General features: G+C 70.5%; 18 protein-coding genes. 8 read left to right on the top strand and 10 right to left on the bottom strand.

Going from position 1 to position 21,623, the window contains the following annotated elements:
* Positions 1 to 69 precede the first annotated feature (69 nt).
* A complete protein-coding gene (locus MZC64_RS42120; RefSeq protein WP_247765091.1) occupies positions 70 to 762 on the top strand; it encodes a GntR family transcriptional regulator in 693 nt (230 codons plus the stop codon).
* Between the two features lie 25 nt (positions 763 to 787).
* Complete coding sequence (locus tag MZC64_RS42115; RefSeq protein WP_247765090.1) at positions 788 to 1,306, top strand: GNAT family N-acetyltransferase; 519 nt, start codon at positions 788 to 790, stop codon at positions 1,304 to 1,306.
* Between the two features lie 122 nt (positions 1,307 to 1,428).
* On the opposite strand, the gene MZC64_RS42110 is transcribed toward MZC64_RS42115, so the two are convergent.
* Positions 1,429 to 2,136, bottom strand: a complete 708-nt coding sequence (locus MZC64_RS42110; protein ID WP_247765089.1) for an SGNH/GDSL hydrolase family protein — start codon at positions 2,134 to 2,136, stop codon at positions 1,429 to 1,431.
* A 190-nt stretch (positions 2,137 to 2,326) separates the two neighbouring features.
* On the opposite strand from MZC64_RS42110, the gene MZC64_RS42105 reads away from it, so the two are divergent.
* Entirely contained in the window at positions 2,327 to 3,181 is an 855-nt protein-coding gene (locus tag MZC64_RS42105) for a DMT family transporter (RefSeq protein WP_247765088.1), read from the top strand.
* A 261-nt stretch (positions 3,182 to 3,442) separates the two neighbouring features.
* Here MZC64_RS42105 and MZC64_RS42100 read toward each other — a convergent pair whose 3' ends face one another.
* From MZC64_RS42100 to MZC64_RS42075, 6 genes are all read right to left on the bottom strand, one after another.
* The gene (locus MZC64_RS42100; protein WP_247765087.1) at positions 3,443 to 3,637 is read right to left on the bottom strand and encodes a ferredoxin; all 195 of its coding nucleotides are present in this window, start codon (positions 3,635 to 3,637) and stop codon (positions 3,443 to 3,445) included.
* Positions 3,634 to 4,296: a TetR/AcrR family transcriptional regulator gene (locus MZC64_RS42095; RefSeq protein WP_374205869.1), complete on the bottom strand. Its 663-nt coding sequence runs from the start codon at positions 4,294 to 4,296 to the stop codon at positions 3,634 to 3,636. The genes MZC64_RS42100 and MZC64_RS42095 overlap by 4 nt, the downstream gene beginning before the upstream one ends.
* Complete coding sequence (locus MZC64_RS42090) at positions 4,293 to 5,519, bottom strand: cytochrome P450 (protein ID WP_247765085.1); 1,227 nt, start codon at positions 5,517 to 5,519, stop codon at positions 4,293 to 4,295. The genes MZC64_RS42095 and MZC64_RS42090 overlap by 4 nt, the downstream gene beginning before the upstream one ends.
* A gap of 85 nt (positions 5,520 to 5,604) precedes the next feature.
* Entirely contained in the window at positions 5,605 to 7,074 is a 1,470-nt protein-coding gene (locus MZC64_RS42085) for a metallophosphoesterase family protein (RefSeq protein WP_247765084.1), read from the bottom strand.
* Between the two features lie 35 nt (positions 7,075 to 7,109).
* A complete protein-coding gene (locus MZC64_RS42080; RefSeq protein WP_247765083.1) occupies positions 7,110 to 8,720 on the bottom strand; it encodes a metallophosphoesterase family protein in 1,611 nt (536 codons plus the stop codon).
* 113 nt (positions 8,721 to 8,833) lie between these two features.
* A complete protein-coding gene (locus tag MZC64_RS42075; RefSeq protein WP_247765082.1) occupies positions 8,834 to 10,009 on the bottom strand; it encodes a nucleotide disphospho-sugar-binding domain-containing protein in 1,176 nt (391 codons plus the stop codon).
* A 137-nt stretch (positions 10,010 to 10,146) separates the two neighbouring features.
* On the opposite strand from MZC64_RS42075, the gene MZC64_RS42070 reads away from it, so the two are divergent.
* From MZC64_RS42070 to MZC64_RS42060, 3 genes are read left to right on the top strand one after another with little or no spacing between them, the layout of a single operon-like run.
* Positions 10,147 to 13,326, top strand: coding sequence for a BTAD domain-containing putative transcriptional regulator (locus MZC64_RS42070; RefSeq protein WP_247765081.1), 3,180 nt, complete (start codon positions 10,147 to 10,149; stop codon positions 13,324 to 13,326).
* Complete coding sequence (locus MZC64_RS42065) at positions 13,323 to 14,864, top strand: MFS transporter (protein WP_247765080.1); 1,542 nt, start codon at positions 13,323 to 13,325, stop codon at positions 14,862 to 14,864. Before MZC64_RS42070 ends, MZC64_RS42065 begins: the two co-directional genes overlap by 4 nt.
* Positions 14,861 to 17,314: an AAA family ATPase gene (locus tag MZC64_RS42060; protein WP_247765079.1), complete on the top strand. Its 2,454-nt coding sequence runs from the start codon at positions 14,861 to 14,863 to the stop codon at positions 17,312 to 17,314. The genes MZC64_RS42065 and MZC64_RS42060 overlap by 4 nt, the downstream gene beginning before the upstream one ends.
* 193 nt (positions 17,315 to 17,507) lie before the next feature.
* Here MZC64_RS42060 and MZC64_RS42055 read toward each other — a convergent pair whose 3' ends face one another.
* The 3 genes from MZC64_RS42055 to MZC64_RS42045 form a co-directional block, all read right to left on the bottom strand.
* Positions 17,508 to 18,113, bottom strand: a complete 606-nt coding sequence (locus MZC64_RS42055) for a dTDP-4-dehydrorhamnose 3,5-epimerase family protein (RefSeq protein WP_247765078.1) — start codon at positions 18,111 to 18,113, stop codon at positions 17,508 to 17,510.
* Positions 18,114 to 18,189: 76 nt separating this feature from the next.
* The gene (locus MZC64_RS42050) at positions 18,190 to 18,960 is read right to left on the bottom strand and encodes an AfsR/SARP family transcriptional regulator (RefSeq protein ID WP_247765077.1); all 771 of its coding nucleotides are present in this window, start codon (positions 18,958 to 18,960) and stop codon (positions 18,190 to 18,192) included.
* A 309-nt stretch (positions 18,961 to 19,269) separates the two neighbouring features.
* Complete coding sequence (locus MZC64_RS42045) at positions 19,270 to 19,503, bottom strand: DUF5988 family protein (RefSeq protein ID WP_247765076.1); 234 nt, start codon at positions 19,501 to 19,503, stop codon at positions 19,270 to 19,272.
* 249 nt (positions 19,504 to 19,752) lie between these two features.
* On the opposite strand from MZC64_RS42045, the gene MZC64_RS42040 reads away from it, so the two are divergent.
* The gene (locus tag MZC64_RS42040; RefSeq protein ID WP_247765075.1) at positions 19,753 to 20,670 is read left to right on the top strand and encodes an ATP-binding cassette domain-containing protein; all 918 of its coding nucleotides are present in this window, start codon (positions 19,753 to 19,755) and stop codon (positions 20,668 to 20,670) included.
* Positions 20,667 to 21,476: an ABC transporter permease gene (locus MZC64_RS42035; RefSeq protein WP_247765074.1), complete on the top strand. Its 810-nt coding sequence runs from the start codon at positions 20,667 to 20,669 to the stop codon at positions 21,474 to 21,476. The genes MZC64_RS42040 and MZC64_RS42035 overlap by 4 nt, the downstream gene beginning before the upstream one ends.
* Positions 21,477 to 21,623: the final 147 nt, after the last annotated feature.

Raw genomic sequence — 21,623 nt, 5'->3', positions numbered from 1 at the left:
ATAGGATCGATGTCAATAGTATAGTTTCGACCGCCGGGCTATCGTGACGCGTCGACAGGAGGGCAGGGGATGGCGTCGCCGCGGAAGTCCAGCAGGCAACCACTGGCGGACCGGATGTACGAGGTGCTGCTCGCGCAGTTCACCGACGGCAAGTGGTCGGCGGGCGAAGCGGTCAACATCGGCGCGCTCTCCCGCGAGCTGGAGGTCAGCCAGACCCCGCTGCGCGAAGCCCTGGCCCGCCTGGAACACACCGGCCTGGTGCACCGCGAGGCGCTCAAGGGCTACCGGGTCGCGCCGCTGCTCAGCGAACGCGAGCTGATCAAGCTGATGGACGCCCGCCTGGTACTGGAACCCGCGCTGACCCACGAGGCTGCCCGCCGCACCACCCCGGAGTTCCTGGCCGAGGTCCTGGCGAGTGTGGACGAGTTGGCCGCGGCCGCGAAGTCACCGGACCACAAGGTGTTCAGCTCCTACTGGCTGATCGACGAACGCTTCCACCAGCTGATCGCCACCCAGGCGGACAACCCGTTCCTGGCCAAGGCATACCGCGCACTGGGCGGCCAGGTGCAGCGCTTCCGGTTCTTCGCCAAACTCGGCTCGGCCCGCGGCGCGCCCGGCCTGGCCGCCGAGGAACACCGCGCGGTGTACCAGGCCCTGGCCGAGGGTGATCCGGAGCAGGCGGCGGCGCGAATGCGGGAGCACATCGAGAACGCCAAACAGCGGGTGCTGGCCGACCGCCGGTCGGTGGCCGCGCCGGACTGACCGGCCGGTGTGAGAGCCTGCGATCATGTCGCACCCCGTGCTCACCGTCCGCCCCGCAGCCCTCGGTACAGAGGCGGACGCGCTCGGTGACCTCCTGGTGGAGTACATGACCTGGGCCACCGGGCAACTCCGGGCCACCTTCGGCATCGACTCACCCACCGACCCCGCGGACATGCGGTCCAGCCTCGCCGAGTACGCCAAGCCGTCGAGCGTCCTGCTGGTCGCGGCCACCGAATCCGGCGAACTGGCCGGGACCGGGGCACTGCGAACCCTGGCGCCGGGCATCGTGGAGATCAAGCGGATGTACGTCCGCCCGGCCTGGCGCGGCCAGGGTGTTGGTTCCCGGCTGCTCGACGGTCTGGTCGACCAGGCGATCCGGCTGGGGGCCTCGACGATCCGGCTGGACACCGCGCGGTTCATGGCGGACGCGCAGGGCATGTACCGGTCGCGGGGTTTTGCGCAGCGGGAGCCGTATCCGGGCACGGAGATCCCGCCACACCTGCAGCAGTACTGGTTCTTCTTCGAGCGAACCGCCACCGGGTAGGCGCGCCGACGGCTTCCGGCGAGTTGGGCCAACTGGTACGCCGGTTTGGCCAAAGTGGGCGTGCCAGTTGGCCCAAGTGGTACGGGAGTGCGGATCACACCGCTGATCCGCCGACAGAATCGTCAGCCGGTGGCACAGTTGACCTTGCCGGTGGCCGCGCAGACCGCGGCGGCCACCGCCGGATACCAGCGGTCGGCGATCTTGCGGAAGCCGGAGTCGATCGGGTGCACCCCGTCGTAGGTGTCGGCGACCGGGTCGAAGCCCGTCCACTGGTCCACCACCACGACGGGGGAGCGGGCGGTGGATTTCCCGTTGGCCCAGCCCGTGATCGCGTTGTTGAGCGACATCACCCGCTCCGCGCAGGAGGTGCAGGTGGGGGTTTCCATCGGGATGATGCGGGCGAGCAGGATGCGTACTCCGGGGTTGTTCGCGCGCATCTGCTCAACCAGCCTCGTGTACGCGGACAGCACCGCGTCAGTGCCGATTTCGTTCCAGATGTCGTTGGTGCCCAGGTGCATCAGGATGATGTCGGGTCTGGCCACGGCCAGCCAGGTGGGCAGCAGGTTGTCCCTGGCGATGCCGACGGCCTGGTAGCCGCTGTAGCCCGCGTGGTCGCGGTCGTGGCCCACCGGGCAGCTGCCGCCGGTCTTGGTGCCGACGAAGTCGAGGTTGGTGTGGCCGGCGCGGCGGAGCTGGTCCCAGAGGTAGGCGCGCCAGCAGCCGGGGGCCTCGGTGATCGAGTCGCCCAGCGGCATGATCCGGAGTTGGCTGGGTGGTTTCACCCAGCCGATGGAGATCAACGCGCAGAGTGCGACGAGGATCACCGGCACTTTGCCAAGCCTGCGTCCGGACATTCGAACCCCCCTGTGGCACAAGGCATTCGCCTTGATTGCAGGGTCGCTGGTGAAGATCGTCGCTGTCAATCAGCCGGGAGTAGTGCGTACAAAATCACTCGACCGGCCCGCTCTGCCCGCCAAGGATGAGTCCGGATAGTCCATTCGAGAGCCTGCCGGAGGTCCGGTGACCGCCATCGTCCTGGTACTGCTGGCCGCGATCGCGCACGCGCTGTGGAATTTCGCGGCCAAGCGGGCCGGGGACGGGGGCGCGCCGTTCGTGTGGCTGTACCAGGTCGCCTCGGTGCTGATCTGCGGACCGGTCGCGGTGCTGGCCTTCTTCCTCGGTGACACCCCGGCGCGGTGGACCTGGCTGCTCGCGGTCGCGGTGAGCGCGGTGCTGCACGCGGTGTACGCCCTGGTGCTGCAGCGCGGTTACGCCGTGGGTGAGATGTCGGTGGTCTATCCGGTGGCCCGCGGTAGCGGTCCGTTGCTGACCGTGCTGGCCGCGGTGCTGGTGCTGGGTGAACGGCCGGGCTGGGCGGGACTGCTCGGCGCGGCGGCGATCGTCGGCGGGGTGTTCGTCATCGGGCTGGGGCCCAGTTCCCAGCGCGGCGCGCTGAACACCAGCCTGGCCTACGGCGGACTGACCGGAGTGGCGATCGCGAGCTACACGCTGTGGGACGCCTACTCGGTGACCACCCTGGCGGTCCCGCCGCTGATCTACTTCTGCCTGGGATCCCTGACCCAGAGCCTGTTGCTTGCCCCGGTGGCACTGCGGCAGCCCGCGCGGGTCGCCGCGGTGTGGCGGGCCTACCGCACCGAGGTCCTGGTGGTCGCGGTGTTGTCGCCACTGGGCTATGTGCTGGTGCTGTACGCGATGCGGCTGGCGCCGCTGAGCGTGGTGGCCCCGGTCCGCGAACTGTCCATTGTGCTCGGTGCGCTACTGGCCTGGCGCTGGTTCGGCGAGGCCAACCCGGTGCGCAGACTGATCGGCGCGGCCCTGGTGCTGGCCGGGATCGCCTTGGTGGCAACGGCTTAGGCGTGTTGGCCGTTGTCGTACCCAGTTTTGGCGAATTCGCCCTGGCGTGCCGATCTTCCGGCGAGTTGGGCCAACTGGTACGCCGGTTTTGCCCAAGCGGGCGTACCAGTTGGGCCAAGTGGTACGCCATCCGGCCAACTCACCGCCCACATCGGCCAACTCACCGCCCACATCGGCCAACTCACCGCCCACATCGGCCAACTCACCGTCCGGAACGGCCAACTCACCGTACGAGAACGGCCAACACGGTGTGGGTGGGGGTTAGGGCTGCACTGTGATTGCGGCGGCGGGGCATACGGTGGCTGCTTCGTGGACGATCTTGTGCAGGGCTGTGGGTGGGTGCTGGTTGAGGAGGAGGACGATGCCGTCTTGCTCGCGCTGGTCGAATACTGTGGGGGCGAGCAGCACGCAGGTGCCCGCGCCGCAGCAGCGGTCCTGGTCGACGCTGATCTTCATGGTTGGGCGTCCTTTGTGGTCGGGGTGGTGACCGGGGCCAGCCATAGCCCGGTCAGCGCGTCGATCAGGCCCGCGCCGGCGGCTGGCCAGCTGGACCTGGGGGTGTCGGTGCCCTCGGCCAGGGCGCGCTCGCGTTCGGCGATCATGTGCACCAGCAGCTGGCGGAGCATGTCGCTGCGTTCGGCGCGGACCTCGGCCGGCAGGTCGGGCAGGCTGCGGTGCAGGCCGTCCACGATCCGGCCGATGGAGGGGGAGGTCAGCGCCTCCTCGATCATGATCGGGCGCAGCGAGGGGTCGGTCATCACCTGGGCGCCGAAGCGGGCGTACCAGGTGGGGCTGCCCAGGGCGGCCAGGTGGTCGACGATGGGGCGGACCAGGCAGTTCATCCAGTCCCGGATCTCCCGGCTGTCACCCGCCTCGGCGACCAGGCGGCCGCGGTGTTCCTCCACCGGGTCGGCGTGCCGCTGGATGATGGCCCGCACCAGGTCGGCCTTGGTGCCGAAGTGGTAGCCGACCACGGTGTTGTTGCCCTGCCCGGCGGCCTCGCCGACCTGCCGGTTGGACACCGCGAACACCCCGTGCTCGGCGAAAAGCCGTTCCGCGGCGGCCAGGATCAGGTCCCTGGTCGCCTGCGCCCGCGCGGCCTTGGTCGTTGTCATGACCGCCATCGAACCGGAAGCTCCCGCAATCCGCCCACCGCGAGCCCTTCGACCTTGCGCAACTCGGCCACCGGCACGGCCAGTTCCAGCGAGGGCAGCCTGCGCAACAGCACCTCCAGGACCACCTGCAACTCGGTCCGGGCCAGCGGCTGACCCAGGCAGGCGTGCGCGCCCGCGCCGAAGGCCAGGTGCGGGTTGGGGCTGCGGGTCAGGTCCATCTCGGCGGCGCCGGTGAAGACCTCCTCGTCCCGGTTGGCCGCGGCCATGCTGCACACCGCGGTGGTGCCGCCGGGCAACGTGGTCCCGGCGATCTCCAGGTCCTCGGTGAGGTAGCGCGCCATGCCGAAGCCCGCGTTGGCGTCCAGCCGCAGCGCCTCCTCCACCGCGGTGCGCACCAGCGCCGGATCGGTCAGCAGCTGCTCCCAGCGGCGCCGGTCGGCCAGCAGCATCGCGATCATCTTGCTGATCATGTTCGCGGTGGTCTCGTGTCCGGCGATCAGCAGACCCATGCCGGTGGCGATCAGCGCCGCGTCCGACATCGGCTCGCCGTCCGGGCCGATCTCACCGATCAGCGCGCTGAGCAGGTCCTCGCCCGGGTCGGCCCGCTTGGCCGCGATGTGCCCGGCCAGGTAGCGGGCGAACTCCAGCTGGGCCAGGTCCATCTCGGCCTGGGTGTAGCGGGTCATGCTGAGCAGCGCGTCCGACCAGTGCGAGAACCGGTCCCGGTCGGCATCCGGCACGCCGAGCAGGTCGCAGATGACCCACACGGGCAGCGGAAAGCCCAGTGCTGCCTTGAGATCCGCCGGTCCGCCCTTGGTCACCATGTCGTCCACGAGCTGCTCGGCCATCGCCTCGATCGCGGGCCGCAGCGCGTTCATCCGGCGGGCGGTGAACCACTTGCCGATCATTCGCCGCCAGCGCAGATGCCCCTCGCCGTGCTGGGGGAGGACGTTGGACATCTCGCTGTTGAACAGTCCGCCGGACTCGGTGTCGGCGACCCTGGCCGCGTTGTCCGCCGAGGTGGGCCGGGTGAACCGGGGGTCGGCCAGCAGGCTTTTCACGTCGTCGTAGCGGGTGAGCAGCGTGGCCTCGTCGCCACTGGCCAGCTGGACCCGGGCGACCGGGCACTCCGACTGGTAGCGCGCCCACTCGGCGGGCGGCTCCAGCGCGGCCTCGGTCTCGAACGGGAAACGCGGCAGCTGCCCGGCCTGGCTCTGCGTCATCGCCGACTCCTCCTCGTGGGTGCTTCTGCCACCAGCTTGGCCACGAGGAGGACATAAGTCAATCAGCTGACTTAAATGACGTGGGCTACCTCCGGACGGTGATCTCGTCGATCAGCGTCCCGTCCTCGGCCAGCGCCCGGACCTTCAGCTGGGCCGGAGTGCCGTTCGCGGCCGGGGTGACGTCCACCGCGACCAGGCTGTAGCCGCGATACCGCACCCGGGACCAGCTGACCTTGGTCTCGGTGAACTTCGAGCTGTTCTTGTGGAAGCAGCGCATGGTCGGCGTGCCGCCGGTGTTCTCGTGGTCCAGGTAGCTCTCCGGGGCGTTCCGGTAGATCGCGTCCAGGCCCTGGCCGCCACCGCCGGCGGTGAGGTAGGTGGTGCCGTCGGTGGTCGCGTTGACGGTGCCGCGGGGCTTGACCTGCCGGGTGCCCTTGCCCGCGCGGATCGGGTCGGTGCGTTCGTAGAGGCGGTTGTGCGCGTTGAGCACCAGGTCGACCTGGTGCTTGTCGAACAGCGGGGCCCACTTCTGTTGCGCTACCAGCTCCGCGCCGCCGTCGGCGGTGGCGTAGGTGGCGTGGTGCAGGTAGACCACGATGAAGTCGATGGTGCGGTCAGCGCGGAACTTGGCCAGCTGGCTGTCGAACCACCTGAGCTGCTTGCCCTTGGTGTGGTCGTAGTTCGCGGTGTTGCGGTAGCAGATGTCGTTGCCGTCCAGGCTGAGCAACCCGACGTTCTGGTACCGCCAGGAGTAGATGCCGGTGGACCCGCTCCACGCGTTGTCCGGCATGGCGAAGCGCGCGGTGCTGCCGCCGTATCCGTTGCCGGAGTACCAATCCTCCATCTCGCGGTTGCCGAGGGTGATCATCCACGGGATGCCGGCGGCCACGATGTCGTTCTGTGCGAAGTAGGCGTCCCATCGGCCGGCGTCGTACTGGTCGGTGTCGGTGTGTCCGCCTTCCAGGCCCGCTTTGCCTGAGGTGATGGCGTAGCTGAGGTTGCCCAGCGCGAGGTGGAAGGCCGGGGCCAGATCCGCGATCGCGCTGTTGGCCCGGCGCGCGTTGTAGCCGATGCCCTGATCGCCGACGGCGGTGAAGTTGAACGGCGCGCTGCTGCCCACGGCCGGGGCGGTGCGGAAACTCGCGATCTCGCCGATGCGGCCGCTGGCAAGGGGATCGTAGCCCTGGTGGCCCACGACGTAGTGGTAGGTGGTGCCGGGGGAGAGGTTGCCGAGCCGGACGTGCAGGTAGTACTGGCTCATGGTGGGCGGGGCGTGCGGTGGGAAGTCGTGTTCGCTGTGCTGCCAGGAGAGTTCGCTCTTGAGCGTGCGTGGTTCGGCGGCGATCGGCGGGCCGAATTTGCCCGGCTCGGTCGCGATCCGGACGTACGGTCCGGTCACCGCGCCCAGTTCCTGCCAGGAGATCACCACCTGCCGGGCCGGATCCGCGCCATAGGCCAGGTGCCGGCCGAGCGGCCGTAGTTTCTGGCCTGGGGCAACGGTTGTGGCAGCTGCCGTGAAGTGGGTCCGTCGCGAGTAGTGCGCAGTGTCAGACATGCGGAAGCCTTATCTGCTAGGGCAAGTGGGCTGGATCAGCTGCGCCGCAGGGTGATCTCGTCGACCAGCACGCCCGTTTCGGTGAGCGCGCGGATCCTCAGCTGGGCGGGATTGCCGTTGGCGGCCGGGGTGACCTCGCCCGAGACCAGGCTGTAGCCGCGATAACGCACCCGGGACCAGTTCACCTTGATCAGCTCGGTCGGACCGTCCTGCTGGTCCAGGCGCATGGTCGCGGTGGCGTCCCGGACGTGGCCCAGGTAGGAATCGTCGATGCCGCGGTCGGTCCACTTGTTGACGCTCTCACCGCCCCCGCCCGCGGTGATGTAGGTGGTGCCGTCCTTGACCGGGTTGACGGTGCTGCGGATCGGCGCGGTCCGGGTGCCCTTGTTGCCGCGGATCGGGTCGGTGCGCTCGTAGACGTGGTTGTGTCCATTGAGGATCAGATCCACCTGGTACCGGTCGAACAGCGGGGCCCACTTCTGTTGTGCGCCAAGCTCCGCGCCGTTGGAGTCCGAAGTGGAGTACGTGCACTGGTGGCAGTAGACCACGATGAAATCGATGGTGGGATCAGCGCGGAACCTGGCCAGCTGCGCCTCCAGCCACCGCAGCTGCTTGCCCTCGGTGTAGTTGAGGTTGGACGGGCTGTTGTAGCAGATGTCGTTGCCGTCCAGGCTGATCAGGCCGACGTTCTGGTACCGCCAGGAGTAGATGCAGGTGGAGCCGGCCCAGGCGTTGTCCGGCATGGAGAACCGGGCCCGCATCCCGCCGTAGCCGAAGTTGTCGTACCAGCCCTCCATCTCGTGGTTGCCGAGCGCGACCATCCACGGGATCTCCGCCGCGATGGGCTCGTTCTGGGCGAAGAAGGAGTCCCACTTGCGCGCGTCGTAAATGTCCTCGGCCGGGTGGCCGCCCTCGCCGTTGAGCGCGTAACTCATGTCCCCCATGGCCAGGTGGAACTGCGGCGCGAGATCGGCGATGAGGCTGTTGGTGGCCAGCGCGTTGTAGTTCACGCCCTGATCGCCGAAGGCGGTGAAGGCGAAGGCGCCGCCGCCGGCCGGAGTCGGCGCGGTGCGGAAGGTGGCCAGCTCGCCGATCCGCCCGCTGGTGGCCGGGTCGTAACCCTGGTGGCCCACCAGGTAGTAGTAGGTGGTGTTCGGCAGCAGGTCGTCCAGCCGGACGTGGTGGTAGTACTGGGTGACCGCCTTGCCCAGGTGCGGCGAGAAGGTGTGATCCGGTTTCTGCCAGGCCAGATCACTGGTCAGCGCACGCACCTCGGCCGGCACGGCGGTGCCGAACTCGCCGGGGCTGGTGCCGAAGCGCAGGTAGGGCGCGGTCACCCTGGCCGGTGTCTGCCAGGAGACCACCACCGACCGGGCGGCGTCCGCGCCGAAGGCCAGATGCCGCCCGAACGGCCGCAACGCCGACCCGGCCACGGTGTCGGCGTTGAGCAGCACGGTCGGACCGGCGGCGGCTGCGGGTGCCAGCACGCCGCCGGTGGCGAGCGCGGCGGCGCCCAGCGCGCCGACCCGGAAGACGGTGCGGCGGGAGTGGCGGCGCATGGCGTCGTCGTACAGCTCCGCGAGGCGGGGCGCGTTGGCGGCGTCGCGGGTGGGTTGAGACCTTCTGCCTCGCGGAGTCTCAGACATGATGGAAGGTTAGGAAGGTTTATTTACTTCGTCAACGGATGCGATATCGTGCATGATTCCGCCCCCGGGGTCGCCGGTGGCTGAGATCGCGGCGCTTCCGTTGCTTGTCCGGGTCAACTCCGTTGTGCCACCAGGGATTCGAGGCGGGGCACGATGGCGGCCGGGGTCGGCGTGGCCAGGATTTCCTTACGCAGCCGCTGGATGCCCTCCTGCGCGCTGTCCACCAGCACCGAGCCGACCGCGGCCTTGATCTCGTCCACGCTCGCGTCCGACTCCAGGCAGACGCCGATCCGGCAGTCCGACAGCGGGCCGGTCAGCAGGGCGGCGGCGATGGCGTCCGGGATCACCACCACCTGCGGCACGCCGTAGACGGCCGCGGTGAACATGGTGCCGCCGCCGCCGTGGTGCACCACCGCGCTACAGGTGGGCAGCAGCAGTTGCAGGGGCAGTTCGGCCACCACGCGCACGTCCGCGGGCAGGTCGCCGAGCAGTTCGCGGTCCAGCTTGGCGACCGCGACGACCACCTCCACGTCGAAGGCGGCCAGTGCGGCGACCACCTCGGGCAGCCGGGAACCGCCGCCGCCCGCCGGGTTGTGCGTGTAGCCCCAGGACACGCAGACCCGCGGCCGTTCGGCAGGCTGCCGCAGCCAGTCCGGCAGCGGGCTGTTGCCGTTGTAGGGCACGTACCGCATCGGGATCCGGTCGGGGACCTCGGCGCTCTGCAGGCTGTCCGGGCACGGGTCGATGGTGTGCCGCGCGTACCCGGGCCGGATCTCCAGGCCGAACCGCTCATACAGCTCGATCAGCTCGCTGGGCCACTCCGCCACCGGCAGGCCGAGGCCCGGATAGCCGAGGTGCCTGGCCACGTCCGGGCCCCACAGGTGGTGCACCAGCGGCACGCCGAGGGTCTCCGAGACCAAGGGGGCGGCCAGGTTCAGCGGGTCGGCCACCACCAGGTCGGGCTGCCAGGACTTCGCGAAGGAGACCAGGTCGTCGGCGGCGGCATCGGCCATCGCGACGAACTGCCGGGTCCGCACCTCGCGCAGCTTCCGCAGCCGCTGGTCCGGCGGGAGCGCGGTCAGTGCGGCCATGTCCACCTTGAGCCAGTCGCCGTCGGCGGCCACCTCGGACAGTGGGACACCGGTCAGCCCGGAGCGGGTGATGTGCTCGGCGAGCGCGGGCTGGGCCGCGACCCGCACCTCATGCCCGGCGGCGCGGCAGGCCCAGCCCAGCGGCACCAGGTGGAAGTAGTGGCTGACCTGGGGGAGCGGGGCGAAGAGAATGCGCACGAGATCCTCCGGAGGCGTACTGGCGAGCGGGACGGGGCCAGCACATCGCGGCTACCTGAAGGCTGGCCAATCTCCCGCTAAAGCCGGTCTGCCCTGGCAGACTGGGTAACCATGCCGGGAGGGGGAGCGGTACCACGATGATGACCACTGTGCGGTTCTCCGTCCTCGGGCCGATCGAGGTGCGGCTGCCCACCGGGCGCGCGGTCACCGTGCGCGGGGCCCGGCTGCGGGATCTGCTGGCCCTGCTGCTGATGAACGTCGGCCGGGTGGTGCCGGTCGAGCAGCTGATCGATGAGGAGTACGGCGGCGCGGCGCCCTCGGGCGCGGTGAACGCGCTGCAACGGCAGGTCTCCCGGCTGCGGAGTTCCCTCGACCTGCCCATCGAGCACACCGGCTCCGGCTACCGGCTCGCGGTCGACCCGTCCGAGGTGGACGCCTACCTGTTCGAGCGGGTGGCGGCCGAGGGCAGGCGGGCACTGGCCGCGGGCGATCACGCCGGGGCCGCCGCGCTGCTCGGCCGGGCACTGAGCCTCTGGCGTGGACCGGCGCTCACCGGTGTGGACGCCCGTTCGGTGGTGGCCTACGCGGTCAGCCTGGAGGAGTTGCGCGCCGCGGTGGTCGAGGACCGCGCCGAGGCCGAGCTGACCCTGGGCGAGCACGCCGGGCCGGTCAGCGAACTCCAGCGCTTGGTCGCCGCCCAGCCACTGCGCGAACGGGCCTGCGGGCTGCTCATGCGCGCGCTGTGTCTCAGCGGCCGCCAGGCCGACGCGCTGGCGACGTTCGATCACACCCGGCGGGCCCTGGTCGAGCAGCTGGGCGCGAGCCCGGGGGCGGAACTGGCCGAGGCGCACCGGGCGGTGCTGGCGGGGGAGATGTTCGCGCCGGTCCCCGCGCCCCCGGCCGCGTCGCCGCGACCTGCCGGGCTGCCCGCGCAGCTGACCAGCTTCGTCGGCCGGGATGCGGACGTGCCCGCGGTGGCCCGGCTGCTGGGCGAGTTGCGGCTGGTCACGCTGACCGGGCCGGGGGGCTCCGGCAAGACCCGGCTGGCCCTCGAAGTCGGCAGGCGGGAGCCGGACACCTGCCTCGTCGAACTGGCCCGGCTGGGCGACGGCAGCGAGGTGCCGCACGCGGTCCTCGGCGCGCTGGGACTGCGGGACACCGGACTGCTGCACGCGCCCGCCGCCACGAGTAACCCGGTCGACCGGCTGACCGCCGTGCTGGCCCAGCGGCCGGTGCTGCTCCTGCTGGACAACTGCGAGCACGTGGTGGCCTCCGCGGCCGAGCTGGCCGACCGGCTGCTCAGCGCCTGCCCCGGCCTGCGCATCCTGGCCACCAGCCGGGAACCCCTCGGCATCACCGGCGAAACGCTCTACCCGGTGCGCACCCTGGGTTTGCCGCCACCGGGAACCCCGCCCGCCGACGCCTCGGATTTCCCCGCGGTCCGGCTGCTCCTGGACCGAGCCAGCGCGGTCCGGCCCGGCTTCGAGCTGGATGAGGCCGCACTGCACATCTGCCGGTCCCTGGACGGCCTGCCTCTGGCCATCGAACTGGCCGCCGCCCGGCTGCGCGCCCTGCCCGCCGCCGAGGTCGCGGCCCGCCTCGACGACCGGTTCGCGTTGCTGTCCCAGGGCAGCCGCACCGCCTCACCACGGCACCGGAAGTTGCGCGCGGTGGTGGCCTGGAGCTGGGACCTGCTCAGCGAGGACGAGCGCACCGCCGCCCGCCGGATGGCGGTCTTCGCCGGTGAGGTCACCCTGGAAGCGGTGGAACAGGTCTGTCGCACACCCCTGGACGTGCTGACCGGGTTGGCCGACAAGTCACTGGTCGAGGTCACCGGCGGCCGGTTCCGCATGCTGGAGACCGTGCGCGCGTTCTGCGCCGAACAACTCGCCGCCACCGAGGAGGAGACCCGGCTGCGCCGCGCGCACGCCGAGTACTTCCTGCGCCTGGCCCGGCAGGCCGAACCGCGGCTGCGCAGCTCCAGGCAGCGGCACTGGCTCGGCGTGGTCGCCGCCGGGGACGACGACACGCACGCCGCGGTGCGCTGGGCGGTGACGAACGACCTGCGACTGGCCCTGCAACTGGTCGCGGTGCTCAGCACCGACTGGCTGATGCGCGGCAAACTCGGCGACGGCGGCTGGGCCGGGGAGATCCTGGACGCCCTCGGCACCACCTGCCCGCCGGGGCTGGAGGAGGAGTACGTGATGTGCGTGCTCGCCGGGGCCATGGGCGGGGCCGCCGACCGCGATCTGCAACCGCACATCCTCTACGCCGAACAGGTTCTGGACGGCATCGACCGGGCGCCGCGCTACCCGCTGCTGACCATGTTCTGGCCCTACGTGGTGCGGTTCATGGCCAACCCACGCGCCGCCGAATCGGTGATCCGGCACAGCGAGGACAGCCAGGACCGGTGGACCCGCGCCGCGGCCCGCGCCAACCGGGGCGTCGCGGCCATCGCCGGTGGCAGGCTCGATGACGCCGAAGCCGAACTGGCCGTCGCCCTGGACATCTTCCGTCACCTGCGCGAACGCCTCGGCATGGCCTCCACGCTGATTCCGCTGGGCACCCTGCGCAGCTGGCGCGGCGAGCACGAGCAGGCGATCGCGCTGACCAGCGAGGCGATTGACCTGGTCGAGGAGATGGGTGCGATCGCCGACATGGCCGACCTGCTGTGCGAACGCGGCGAGGCCAGGGTCCGCGCCGGTGACCCGGACGGTGGCCGCGCCGACTTCGAGCTGGCCATCGAGCTGGCCGACCGCGCCGACCTGCCACACGCGCTCGCCGCGGCCCGGCACGGCCTCGGCGAACTCGCCCGGCTGGCCGGGGATCTGGCCCAGGCCCGGCGATTGATGGAATCGGCGCACTCCGACCTCCCGGCCGCCGCGTGGACCGAGGACGACATCCGGCTGCGGGTGCTGATCGCGCTGGCCCGCCTGCGCACCGCCGACGGAGACCTCCCCAGAGCGCGGGAACTGCTGGGTGAGGCGGTGGCCGTGGGGTCGGCCAACGGGGCCTCCGACGACCTGGCCAAGGCCGCCGAAGCACTGGCCGGAGTCGCGGTGCTGGCCGGTGACGGGGACCGCGCCGCGACGTTGCTCGGCGCGGGCGCGGCTCTCCGCGGCCGGTCCCGGGCAGGCGATCCGGACACCGGGCGGGTTGCGGCGGCGGCCAGGGAAACCCTTGGCGTGGAACGATTCGAGGACCTGCGAGGCAAGGGCGAGTCGATGTCCGCGGACGAGGCGCTGGCGCTGCTCGCCGAGCACCGTCAGCAAGTGGTCCGCGAGAGGTCAGCCGCGGCGGCCAGACTGCGAGCATGACCAAGGCGCGGAAGTGGGCGGTACTGGCAGTCACCTGCCTGGCGATGATGCTGCTCGCCATCGACCTGACCGTGCTGCACCTGGCGATCCCCGCGCTCACCGTCGACCTGCAACCCTCCGCGGTCCAGCTGCTCTGGATCGCCAACGCCTACACCTTCGCCCTGGCCGGGCTGCTGATCACCATGGGCAACCTGGGCGATCGGATCGGTCGTAGACGACTGCTGCTCATCGGCACCACGCTGTTCGGCCTGGCCTCGGTGGCGGTGGCCTACGCACCCACCGCCGAACTGCTCATCGTGGCGCGGGCGGTGCAGGGCGCGGCGGCGGCCACCGTGATGCCGTCCACGTTGTCCATCCTGCGCAACGTCTTCACCGACCCCAAAGAGAGTTCGATGGCCATCGGCGTGTGGAGCGCGGTCGGCGCGGGCGGCGCGGCGCTGGGGCCACTGGTCGGCGGGGCTTTGTTGCAGAACTTCCACTGGGGCACGGTGTTCCTGATCAACATCCCGGTGGTGCTGCTGATCGTCATCGGCGGATTCCTGGTGCTGCCCGAATCCCGCAACCCGCGGCCCGGCCGCATCGACCTGCTCAGCGCGGCGCTGTCCGCGGTCGGCATCGTGGCCGTGGTCTACGCGATCAAGGAAGCACCGCTGTCCGGGCTCACCAAACCGGATGTGATCGGGGCCGCGGTGCTCGGGCTGGTGCTGCTGGTGGTGTTCGTGCGGCGGCAGAAGCGGCTGGCGCACCCGTTCATGGACGTGCGGTTGTTCCGCTACCCGGCCTTCTCCGCCTCCATCGTGGCCAACCTGATCACGGTGTTCACCCTGGTCGTGCTGTCCTTCGCCTTCACCCAGCTACTCCAGTTCGCCTGGGGCTGGCCACCGTTCAACACCGGACTGGCCTTCCTGCCGATCGTCTTCGGTATCACCCTCGGCGCCACGCTGGGCGGGCAACTCGTGGCCAAACTGGGCCGTGGCGGCGTGGTCTGCGCCGGACTCGGGCTTTCCGCCGCCGGGTTCCTGGCCTTCAACTGGATCGGCGTGACGCCAGGGCTGACCCTGTTGCTGACCGCGGGCCTGGTGCTGGGTTGTGGCCTGGGCGTGGCCATGGCGGTCACTACGGACAACATCATCGCCAGCGCGCCGAGGGACAGTGCGGGCGCGGCCTCCGCGATCGCCGAGACCGCGCAGGAACTGGGCGGGGCACTGGGCATCACCATCCTGGGCACCCTGCTCAGCACCGTCTACCGGACCGGCCTGGTCGTGCCGTCGGGTACCCCGGTCGAGGCGGTGCCCGCGATCCGCGAGTCCATCGGGGACGCCATCGCGGCGGCCGGCCGGCTTACCGGCGAGGCCGGTCAGCAGGTGGTCGCGGCGGCCAGGTCGGCCTTCGTGGACGCCGTGCACGTCACCGCGGTCACCGGGGCGGTGCTGCTGGTGATCGCCGCGGTGACCGCGCTGATCGCGATGCGCAAGGTGCCCAACGTGATCGTGGACCACCACGAGCTGTACGAAGGCTCCAACGGGCAGAAATCATGACCCTGGCCGACCGGGACGACGAACTCGCGGTCCTGCGGGACACCCTGACCGACTGCCTGGCGGGCAACGGCGGTGTGGTGGTGATCAGCGGTGTCCCGGCGAGCGGGAAAACCGCGCTGTTACAGGAATTCAGCCGGTATGCCACCGAGTCAGGGGCCGTGGTGCTCGCCGCGACGGCCTCCCCGCGGGAACGTGCGGAGCCGCTGGGTGTGGTCGGTGAACTGCTCGCCGAGACCGGCGCCACCCGGTCCGCCGACAGCGATTCCCTGCCCCGGTTCTGCCGCGAGTTCCGGACCGCGTTGCTGGAATTCGCGGGCGACAAACCGTTGGTGGTGCTCGTCGACGATGTGCAGCACAGTGATCTGGCCTCGCTGGAATGCCTGCTGCACGCGGCCCGCCGGGTGCGCTCCGCGCGGATCCTGGTGGTGCTCACCGAGAACACCCGATTGCCGCGGGAGTACCTGGCGGTCAAGGCCGAACTGTCCAGCATGCCGCACTGCCGGCAACTGCGACTCGACCTGCTGTCCCTGTCCGGGGTCCGCACCCTGCTGACCGCCGCGAACCTGGACGGCACCCCGGTCACCGCCGCCTCCTGTCACCAGGTCACCGGCGGAAACCCGTTGCTGGTACAGGCTTTCCTGGAGGACTGCCAGGCGAACCGCACTGCCTGCGCACCCGGTGAGGCATTCCGCGCCGCGGTGTCCTACTGCCTCTACCGCGGCGACCCGGCCGAACTCGCGCTCGCCCAGGCATTGGCGGTGCTGGGCCCGGACTTACCCGCGCCCGGCCGGGCGGACACGCGCGCGGTGCTGGGCGAGTTGCTCGGCCTGGACGTCCCCTCGGTCGGGCAGGCCCTCGGCATCCTCACCCGGGTCGGCCTGGTCCGGGACCACCTCTTCCGGCACGAGACCGCCCGCACCGTGGTGCTGGAAACCCTGCTGCCCGCCGAACGCGCGGCACTGAGCGGCCGGGCGGCCAGGGTGCTGCACGACCGGGGCAGCTCGGCGATGATCGTGGCCCGGCACCTGATCGCCGCGGACGAGGACACCACCCGCACCTGGGCGGTGCCGGTCCTGGAGGAGGCGGCCGAGCAGGCGATGAAATGCGGTCAGGGCGAACAGGCCGTGGGTTTCCTGCACCGGGCCCGCGAGATCAGCGCGGACGAGCGGGAGCAGGCGCGACTCACCGCCGAGCTGGCCAAGGCCGAGTGGCGATTCGCACCCGCGCGCGGCCTGCGCTACCTGCCCGACCTGGTCACGCACGCCCGGCATGGCCGCCTAGCTGCACCCGACGTGGCCGGCCTGTGCCGGCACCTGGCCTGGCACGGGCAGCTCGACCAGGCCCTGGAGGTCCTCGACGCGGTCGATCCGAACCCCGGCCAGGGCGCGGCGGCGACCTCCGGCGATCTGGACCTGGTCCGCCGCTGGCTGCGCGCGATCTTCCCGGAACTGGCCGGCCCGGCCCGGGTCAACGGCGCCGAAGTCGACGGCGTCCCGGCCGGTGTGCTGGGACCCCGGTGGGCCAGCGACATGCTGACCGGGGTGCTCGCCGGGGACCACGACGTGCTGGCCAAATCCGAGCAGGTGCTGCCGGAGGTCCTGTTGCGCGATGAGGCGGAACTGGCCTCCAGCATGGCCGCGGTGGTCGCACTGGTCTACGCGGGCAAGCTGGAGAGCGCGGCGAGCTGGTGCCAGTCCCTGGTCAAGGAATCCGAGTACCAGAAGGCGCCCGGCTGGCAGGCGCTGCTCAAGGCGTTGCAGGCGATCGTGCAGATCCGGCAGGGCCGGATGGCCGAGGCGGAGGCGTCCGCGGAGGACGCGGTGACCCTGGTCCCGCCGCCGGGCTGGGGCGTGTTCCTGGCCATGCCGCTGCCCTCGCTGCTACTGGCCACCACCGCGATGGGCAAGCACGAACAGGCGGCCCGATATCTGCGGATCCCGGTGCCGGACATGATGTTCCGCAGTGTCTTCGGCCTCCAGTACCTGCGCGCCAGGGGCGGCTACTACCTGGCCACCGACCGCCACCAGGCCGCCCTGGCCGACTTCCAGACCTGCGGCCAGCTGATGACCGCCTGGGAACTCGACCTGCCCACCGTGGTCCCCTGGCGGACCGACGCCGCACAGGCCCTGATCGGCCTCGGCAAACTCGACCTGGCCCGCGACCTGGTCTACGAACAGCTACTCCGCTGCCCGGCCGGCGGCAGCCCACGCGGAGTCTCCCTGCGAGTACTCGCAATCACCCGAGCCGCCGAGGAACGCCTCCCACTGCTACGCGAATCCATCGGCACCCTGGACCGCGAAGGCGACCGCTACGAACTAACCCTCGCAGTAGCCGAACTCGCCAAAGCCCACCGCGAACTAGGCGACGACCCTCAAGCAGCCGAACTGACCACCCGAGCCCGCCACCTAGCCGCCGAATGCGGCGTCGCAGTACCCCTCGCGGCCCGTTAACACCCCCCCGCCCGTGTTGGCCGTTGTCGTACGGTGTGTTGGCCGTTGTGGACGCCGAGTTGGCCCAACTGGTACGCCAATTTGGCCCAAGTGGGCGTACCGGTTGGCCCAAGTGGTACGGGAGCGCGGAGCACGCCGCCAGATCGGCCAAGACTGCGTACGACAACGGCCAACACGCCGGTGGGGTGTGGACCTAGTCCTGTCGCCAGCGTTGCTCGACTGCCTGGCAGGCGGCGTAGTCGGGTAGCAGGCCCAGGTCCTGGGCCCAGGCCAGGGTTGGCGCCTCCCGGTCCCGGTCCGAGCGGACAGGGTCGGCCAGCGCGGGCAGGGGCAGCCCGATTGCCGGGTCCACCACCGAGACCGCCAGCTCGTTCTCCCGGACATACCGCTCCGACATCAGGTACGTCACCACCGTGTCGTCCTCCAGCGCGACGAAGGCGTGCCCGACCCCGGGCGGGAAGTACACCGAGCGGCAGCTCTGCCCGTCCAATTCGGTCTGGTCCCACTGCCCGAACGTCGGCGAGCCCACCCGGAGATCGATGGCGAAGTCGAGCACCCGACCCCTGGTACAGCAGACATAGCGGGCCGTGCCCGGTGGCGCGAGGGTGTAGTGGATGCCGCGTACCGACCCGCGCCGGGAGGTGCTCTGGCTGGTCTGCGCGACCGGGAACAGCTTGTGCCCCAAGGCTTCCACGAACGACGCCTCCTGGTACGGGGACAGGAAAACGCCCCGTGGATCGGCGAAAGCCTGGGGGGAGAACAGGAACACGCCGGGCACCGCCAGCGGACGGGATTTCACGACTGGTCACCACACCTTCGTAGACGGGCCGGTGGAGGCCCGGGGTGGCGGTGCGCGCCGCCACCCCGGGGCGGTGTCACCCGGCTGCCAGCAGGTCCAGCTGCCTGGGTGAGGACAGGATCGCCCGTTGCAGGTCCTGCAGGGCCCGGCAGGGTTCCAGGCCCAGTTCGTCGTGCAGGGTCCGCCGCGCCCGCCGGTAGACCTCCAGTGCGTCGGCCTGCCGGTCGGAGCGGTACAGCGCCAGCATCAGCCGCCGGTAGAAGGTCTCCCGCAGCGGGTACTCGGCGATCAGCGAGTACAGCTGCGCCACCAGTTCCCGGTGCCTGCCGAGCTGGAGCCAGCAGTCGGCCAGCAGTTCCAGGCATTCCAGCCGCGACTCCATCAGCCAGGCCGCGAACCCGTCGATGATCGGCCCGTTGCCCAGATCACGCAGCACCGGCCCGCGCCACAGCCCCAGCGCCCGCTCCAGGCAGTCCGCAGCCTCCGCCCAGCGCTCCTCCCGCACCAGACCGCGACCGCTCTCGCAGAGCCGCAGGAAGTGCCGGAAGTCGAGTTCGTCGTTGCCCAGCTTCAGCAAATAGCCCCGTGGGTGGGTGACGATGGGATTGTCCGCCCGGTCCGGGCGATGCAGGAACTTGCGCAGCTGCGAGATGTGCACGTGCACCCCCGCGGCCACCCGGCGCGGCGGCGAATCACCCCACAGCTCGGTCACCAGCTGATCGAAGGACACCACGTGATCCGCCCGGATCAGCAGCACGGCCAGGGTGATCTCCACCTTGCGCGCGCTGATGGAGGTGTACGCGTTGTCGTCTAAGACCCGTAACGGTCCCAGGATCTCGTATTTCACTAAGCCTCTCCCCTGAAGCGCTCTGTCACCGTCAGCCGCCCCCAGCGCGGTGCACATATGAACTCGGCGATTGGTGGTCCAAGGAGCTGCCGAGGTGGTGCTCGCCTCCCGGTGAGGCGGTCAGACCGAACCCGGCTCCCGGCCGGCGACGCGTCGGCGCGTCGCAGCGGCGGTTCGGTCCCCCGGGGAATCAGACGCCGGTCGCACAGCCGGGTCCGGGTCGCCTCGTCGTCCCCACGACAGCGACCGCGGCGACCGGACCTGGGCCCGGTGTCCGCATCCCCACACGATTGTTTCCCTCGGGGAAAGCTATTCCGCGATCTTGGTGCGCATTGTCCACCGGAACACCAGTGGCACCGCGGGGCGGCCGTTGCCCACCTCCGCGATCAGCTCGAAGTGCTCGTAGCCGCCCAGCCGCGGAATCTTGATCTTGGTTTTGCCCACGTTGCCGATCCGCAGGTTCCTGATCGTGGCCGGTAGGTCGGCCGGGCCGCCCACCAGCACGATCTCGGTGCCGCCCGGGGTGTCGTTGATCCGATTCACGCCACTGCCTCCTTCCCTCGTGCGGTGTGGAGACTTACCGCTAGCACCCTAAAAGCGCGGCTTGCAACGTGGGAACCCAGAAAGAAAAGGGGTGGTGCCCCGTAGGCAGCCCCTTATCCACCCCCTACCCACCCGCCGGGCGGTCCGCGGTCAGACCGGTGATCGGCGCGGGGGTCTGTCCGGTGTCAGGCTCCGGTCAGCGCCCGAAGGCACGGTGGAGGCACCAAGAGTCCGCGCCAAGGAGGACGGATGATCGAGGCTCGTGGCCTCACCAAGAAGTACGGCGCCGTGCCCGCGGTCAACGAGTTGAGCTTCACGATCAGATCGGGACTGGTGACCGGCTTCCTCGGGCCCAACGGCGCGGGAAAGACCACCACGATGAGCATGATCCTGGGGCTCATCCGGCCGACCAGCGGCACCGTCACCGTCAACGGCAAGCGCTACCTGGACCTGCCCGCGCCGATGCGCGAGGTCGGCACGTTGATCGACGCCAGGGCCGTGCACGGCGGGCGCACCGCCTACCAGCACCTGCTGTGCCTGGCGCTGAGCAACGGCATCGCCCGCAGCCGGGTGGCGGAGGTGCTCGGCGTGGTCGGCCTGGACAAGGTCGCCGGCCGCCGGGTCGGCAAGTTCTCCCTCGGCATGTTCCAGCGCCTGGGCATCGCCGCCGCGCTGATGGGCGACCCCGGGATCCTGATGTTCGACGAACCCGTCAACGGGCTCGACCCCGAGGGCATCCTGTGGGTCCGCAACCTCATGCGCGACCTGGCCAACGAGGGCCGCACGGTGCTGGTGTCCAGCCACCTGATGAGCGAGATGGCGCTGACCGCCGACGACCTGCTGGTCATCGGCCGCGGCGAGCTGATCGCGCAGACCAGCGTGGCCGATTTCGTCCGCGCCAACTCGCAGAAGGTGGTGTTCCTGCGCACCCCGAACGCCGAGACCTTCGCCCGCCGCCTCACCGAAGCGGGCGCGAGCGTCACCCCCGGACCGGGCGGCATGCTGGAGGTCTCCGGCATGTACTGCGAGGCCGTCGGCAAACTCGCCGCCACCCACGGCGTGGTGCTGTACGAGCTGACCACCCGGCAGGCATCGCTGGAAGAGGCGTTCATGAAACTCACCAGGGACAGCGTGGAATTCGGCGTGCCGGAAGGAGCCCTGCGATGAGTCAACACGCCACCGCGCCTGCCGCGACGTTCGGGCACGCGCTGCGCTCGGAGTGGCAGAAGATGGCCAGCCTCAAGTCCTTCTGGTACACCCTGGTGCTGACCGCCGTGGTCGGCGTCGGCATCGGGTCACTGGCCAGCCTGGACGCGGCCCAGACCTACCGCAACGGCGCCGACGCCCGCCGGGCCGCCTTCGATCCCACCTACGAGAGCCTGTTCACCGGGCTCATCTTCGGGATGCTGGCGATGGTGGTGCTGGGCGTGCTCGCGATGACCTCCGAGTACTCCACCGGCATGATCCGCACCAGCCTGGCCGCGGTCCCGCGCCGCGGCCGGTTGCTGGCGGCCAAGGCCACCGTGGTCACCCTGGCCGGTCTCACCGTCGGCATCCCGGTCGGTTTCGCCATGTTCTTCGCCGGACAGGGCGTTTTCGCCGCCCAGGACGTGCCGTTCTCGACCCTGGACCAGCCCGGTGTGCTGCGCGCGGTGGTCGGCGTCGGCCTGGTGATGACCGCGGTGGCACTGCTCGGCCTCGGTGTGGGCACCCTGGTGCGGGCCACGGCGGGCGGGATCGCGGTCATGTTCACCGCGACCCTGCTGGTGCCCACCGCGATCCTGCCCAGCCTGCCCTCGGTGATCGGCAAGCCGCTGCTGAAGTTCTGGCCCAGTTCGGCGGGCATGCAGGTGCTCTCCCCGGAGGGCAACCCCGGCTTCCTGCCGCCCCTGGGCGGCTTGCTCTGGCTGTACGTGGTCGCGGCGATCGTGCTGGCCGTGACCTTCGCGGTCTTCCGCTCCCGCGACGTCTGAAACCCCGTGCGGCGGCCGCGCAACCCCCGGCGCGGCCGCCGCACCTTCCCTCGCCGGCGTGTTGGCCGTTGGGTGGTTTCTAGGGGTCGTTGCATCGTCTGAGGTCAGGAAGCACGATGACCTTCCCGATCCGCCCCGACCGCACAC

It is taken from the genome of Crossiella sp. S99.2, assembly GCF_023094165.1.
Taxonomy (GTDB): Bacteria; Actinomycetota; Actinomycetes; order Mycobacteriales; family Pseudonocardiaceae; genus Crossiella.
The sequence above is the reverse complement of the archived record's forward strand: the minus strand, read 5'-3'. Positions and strand labels throughout refer to the sequence as shown.

Excerpts from the sequence above, each read along its gene's own strand:
- MZC64_RS42120 (WP_247765091.1), top strand. The coding sequence starts at position 70 with ATGGCGTCGCCGCGGAAGTCCAGCAGGCAACCACTGGCGGACCGGATG.
- MZC64_RS42115 (WP_247765090.1), top strand. The coding sequence starts at position 788 with ATGTCGCACCCCGTGCTCACCGTCCGCCCCGCAGCCCTCGGTACAGAG.
- MZC64_RS42100 (WP_247765087.1), bottom strand. The coding sequence starts at position 3,637 with ATGAAGATCAGCGTCGACCAGGACCGCTGCTGCGGCGCGGGCACCTGC.
- MZC64_RS42095 (WP_374205869.1), bottom strand. The coding sequence starts at position 4,296 with ATGACAACGACCAAGGCCGCGCGGGCGCAGGCGACCAGGGACCTGATC.
- MZC64_RS42090 (WP_247765085.1), bottom strand. The coding sequence starts at position 5,519 with ATGACGCAGAGCCAGGCCGGGCAGCTGCCGCGTTTCCCGTTCGAGACC.
- MZC64_RS42085 (WP_247765084.1), bottom strand. The coding sequence starts at position 7,074 with ATGTCTGACACTGCGCACTACTCGCGACGGACCCACTTCACGGCAGCT.
- MZC64_RS42080 (WP_247765083.1), bottom strand. The coding sequence starts at position 8,720 with ATGTCTGAGACTCCGCGAGGCAGAAGGTCTCAACCCACCCGCGACGCC.
- MZC64_RS42070 (WP_247765081.1), top strand. The coding sequence starts at position 10,147 with ATGATGACCACTGTGCGGTTCTCCGTCCTCGGGCCGATCGAGGTGCGG.
- MZC64_RS42065 (WP_247765080.1), top strand. The coding sequence starts at position 13,323 with ATGACCAAGGCGCGGAAGTGGGCGGTACTGGCAGTCACCTGCCTGGCG.
- MZC64_RS42060 (WP_247765079.1), top strand. The coding sequence starts at position 14,861 with ATGACCCTGGCCGACCGGGACGACGAACTCGCGGTCCTGCGGGACACC.
- MZC64_RS42040 (WP_247765075.1), top strand. The coding sequence starts at position 19,753 with ATGATCGAGGCTCGTGGCCTCACCAAGAAGTACGGCGCCGTGCCCGCG.
- MZC64_RS42035 (WP_247765074.1), top strand. The coding sequence starts at position 20,667 with ATGAGTCAACACGCCACCGCGCCTGCCGCGACGTTCGGGCACGCGCTG.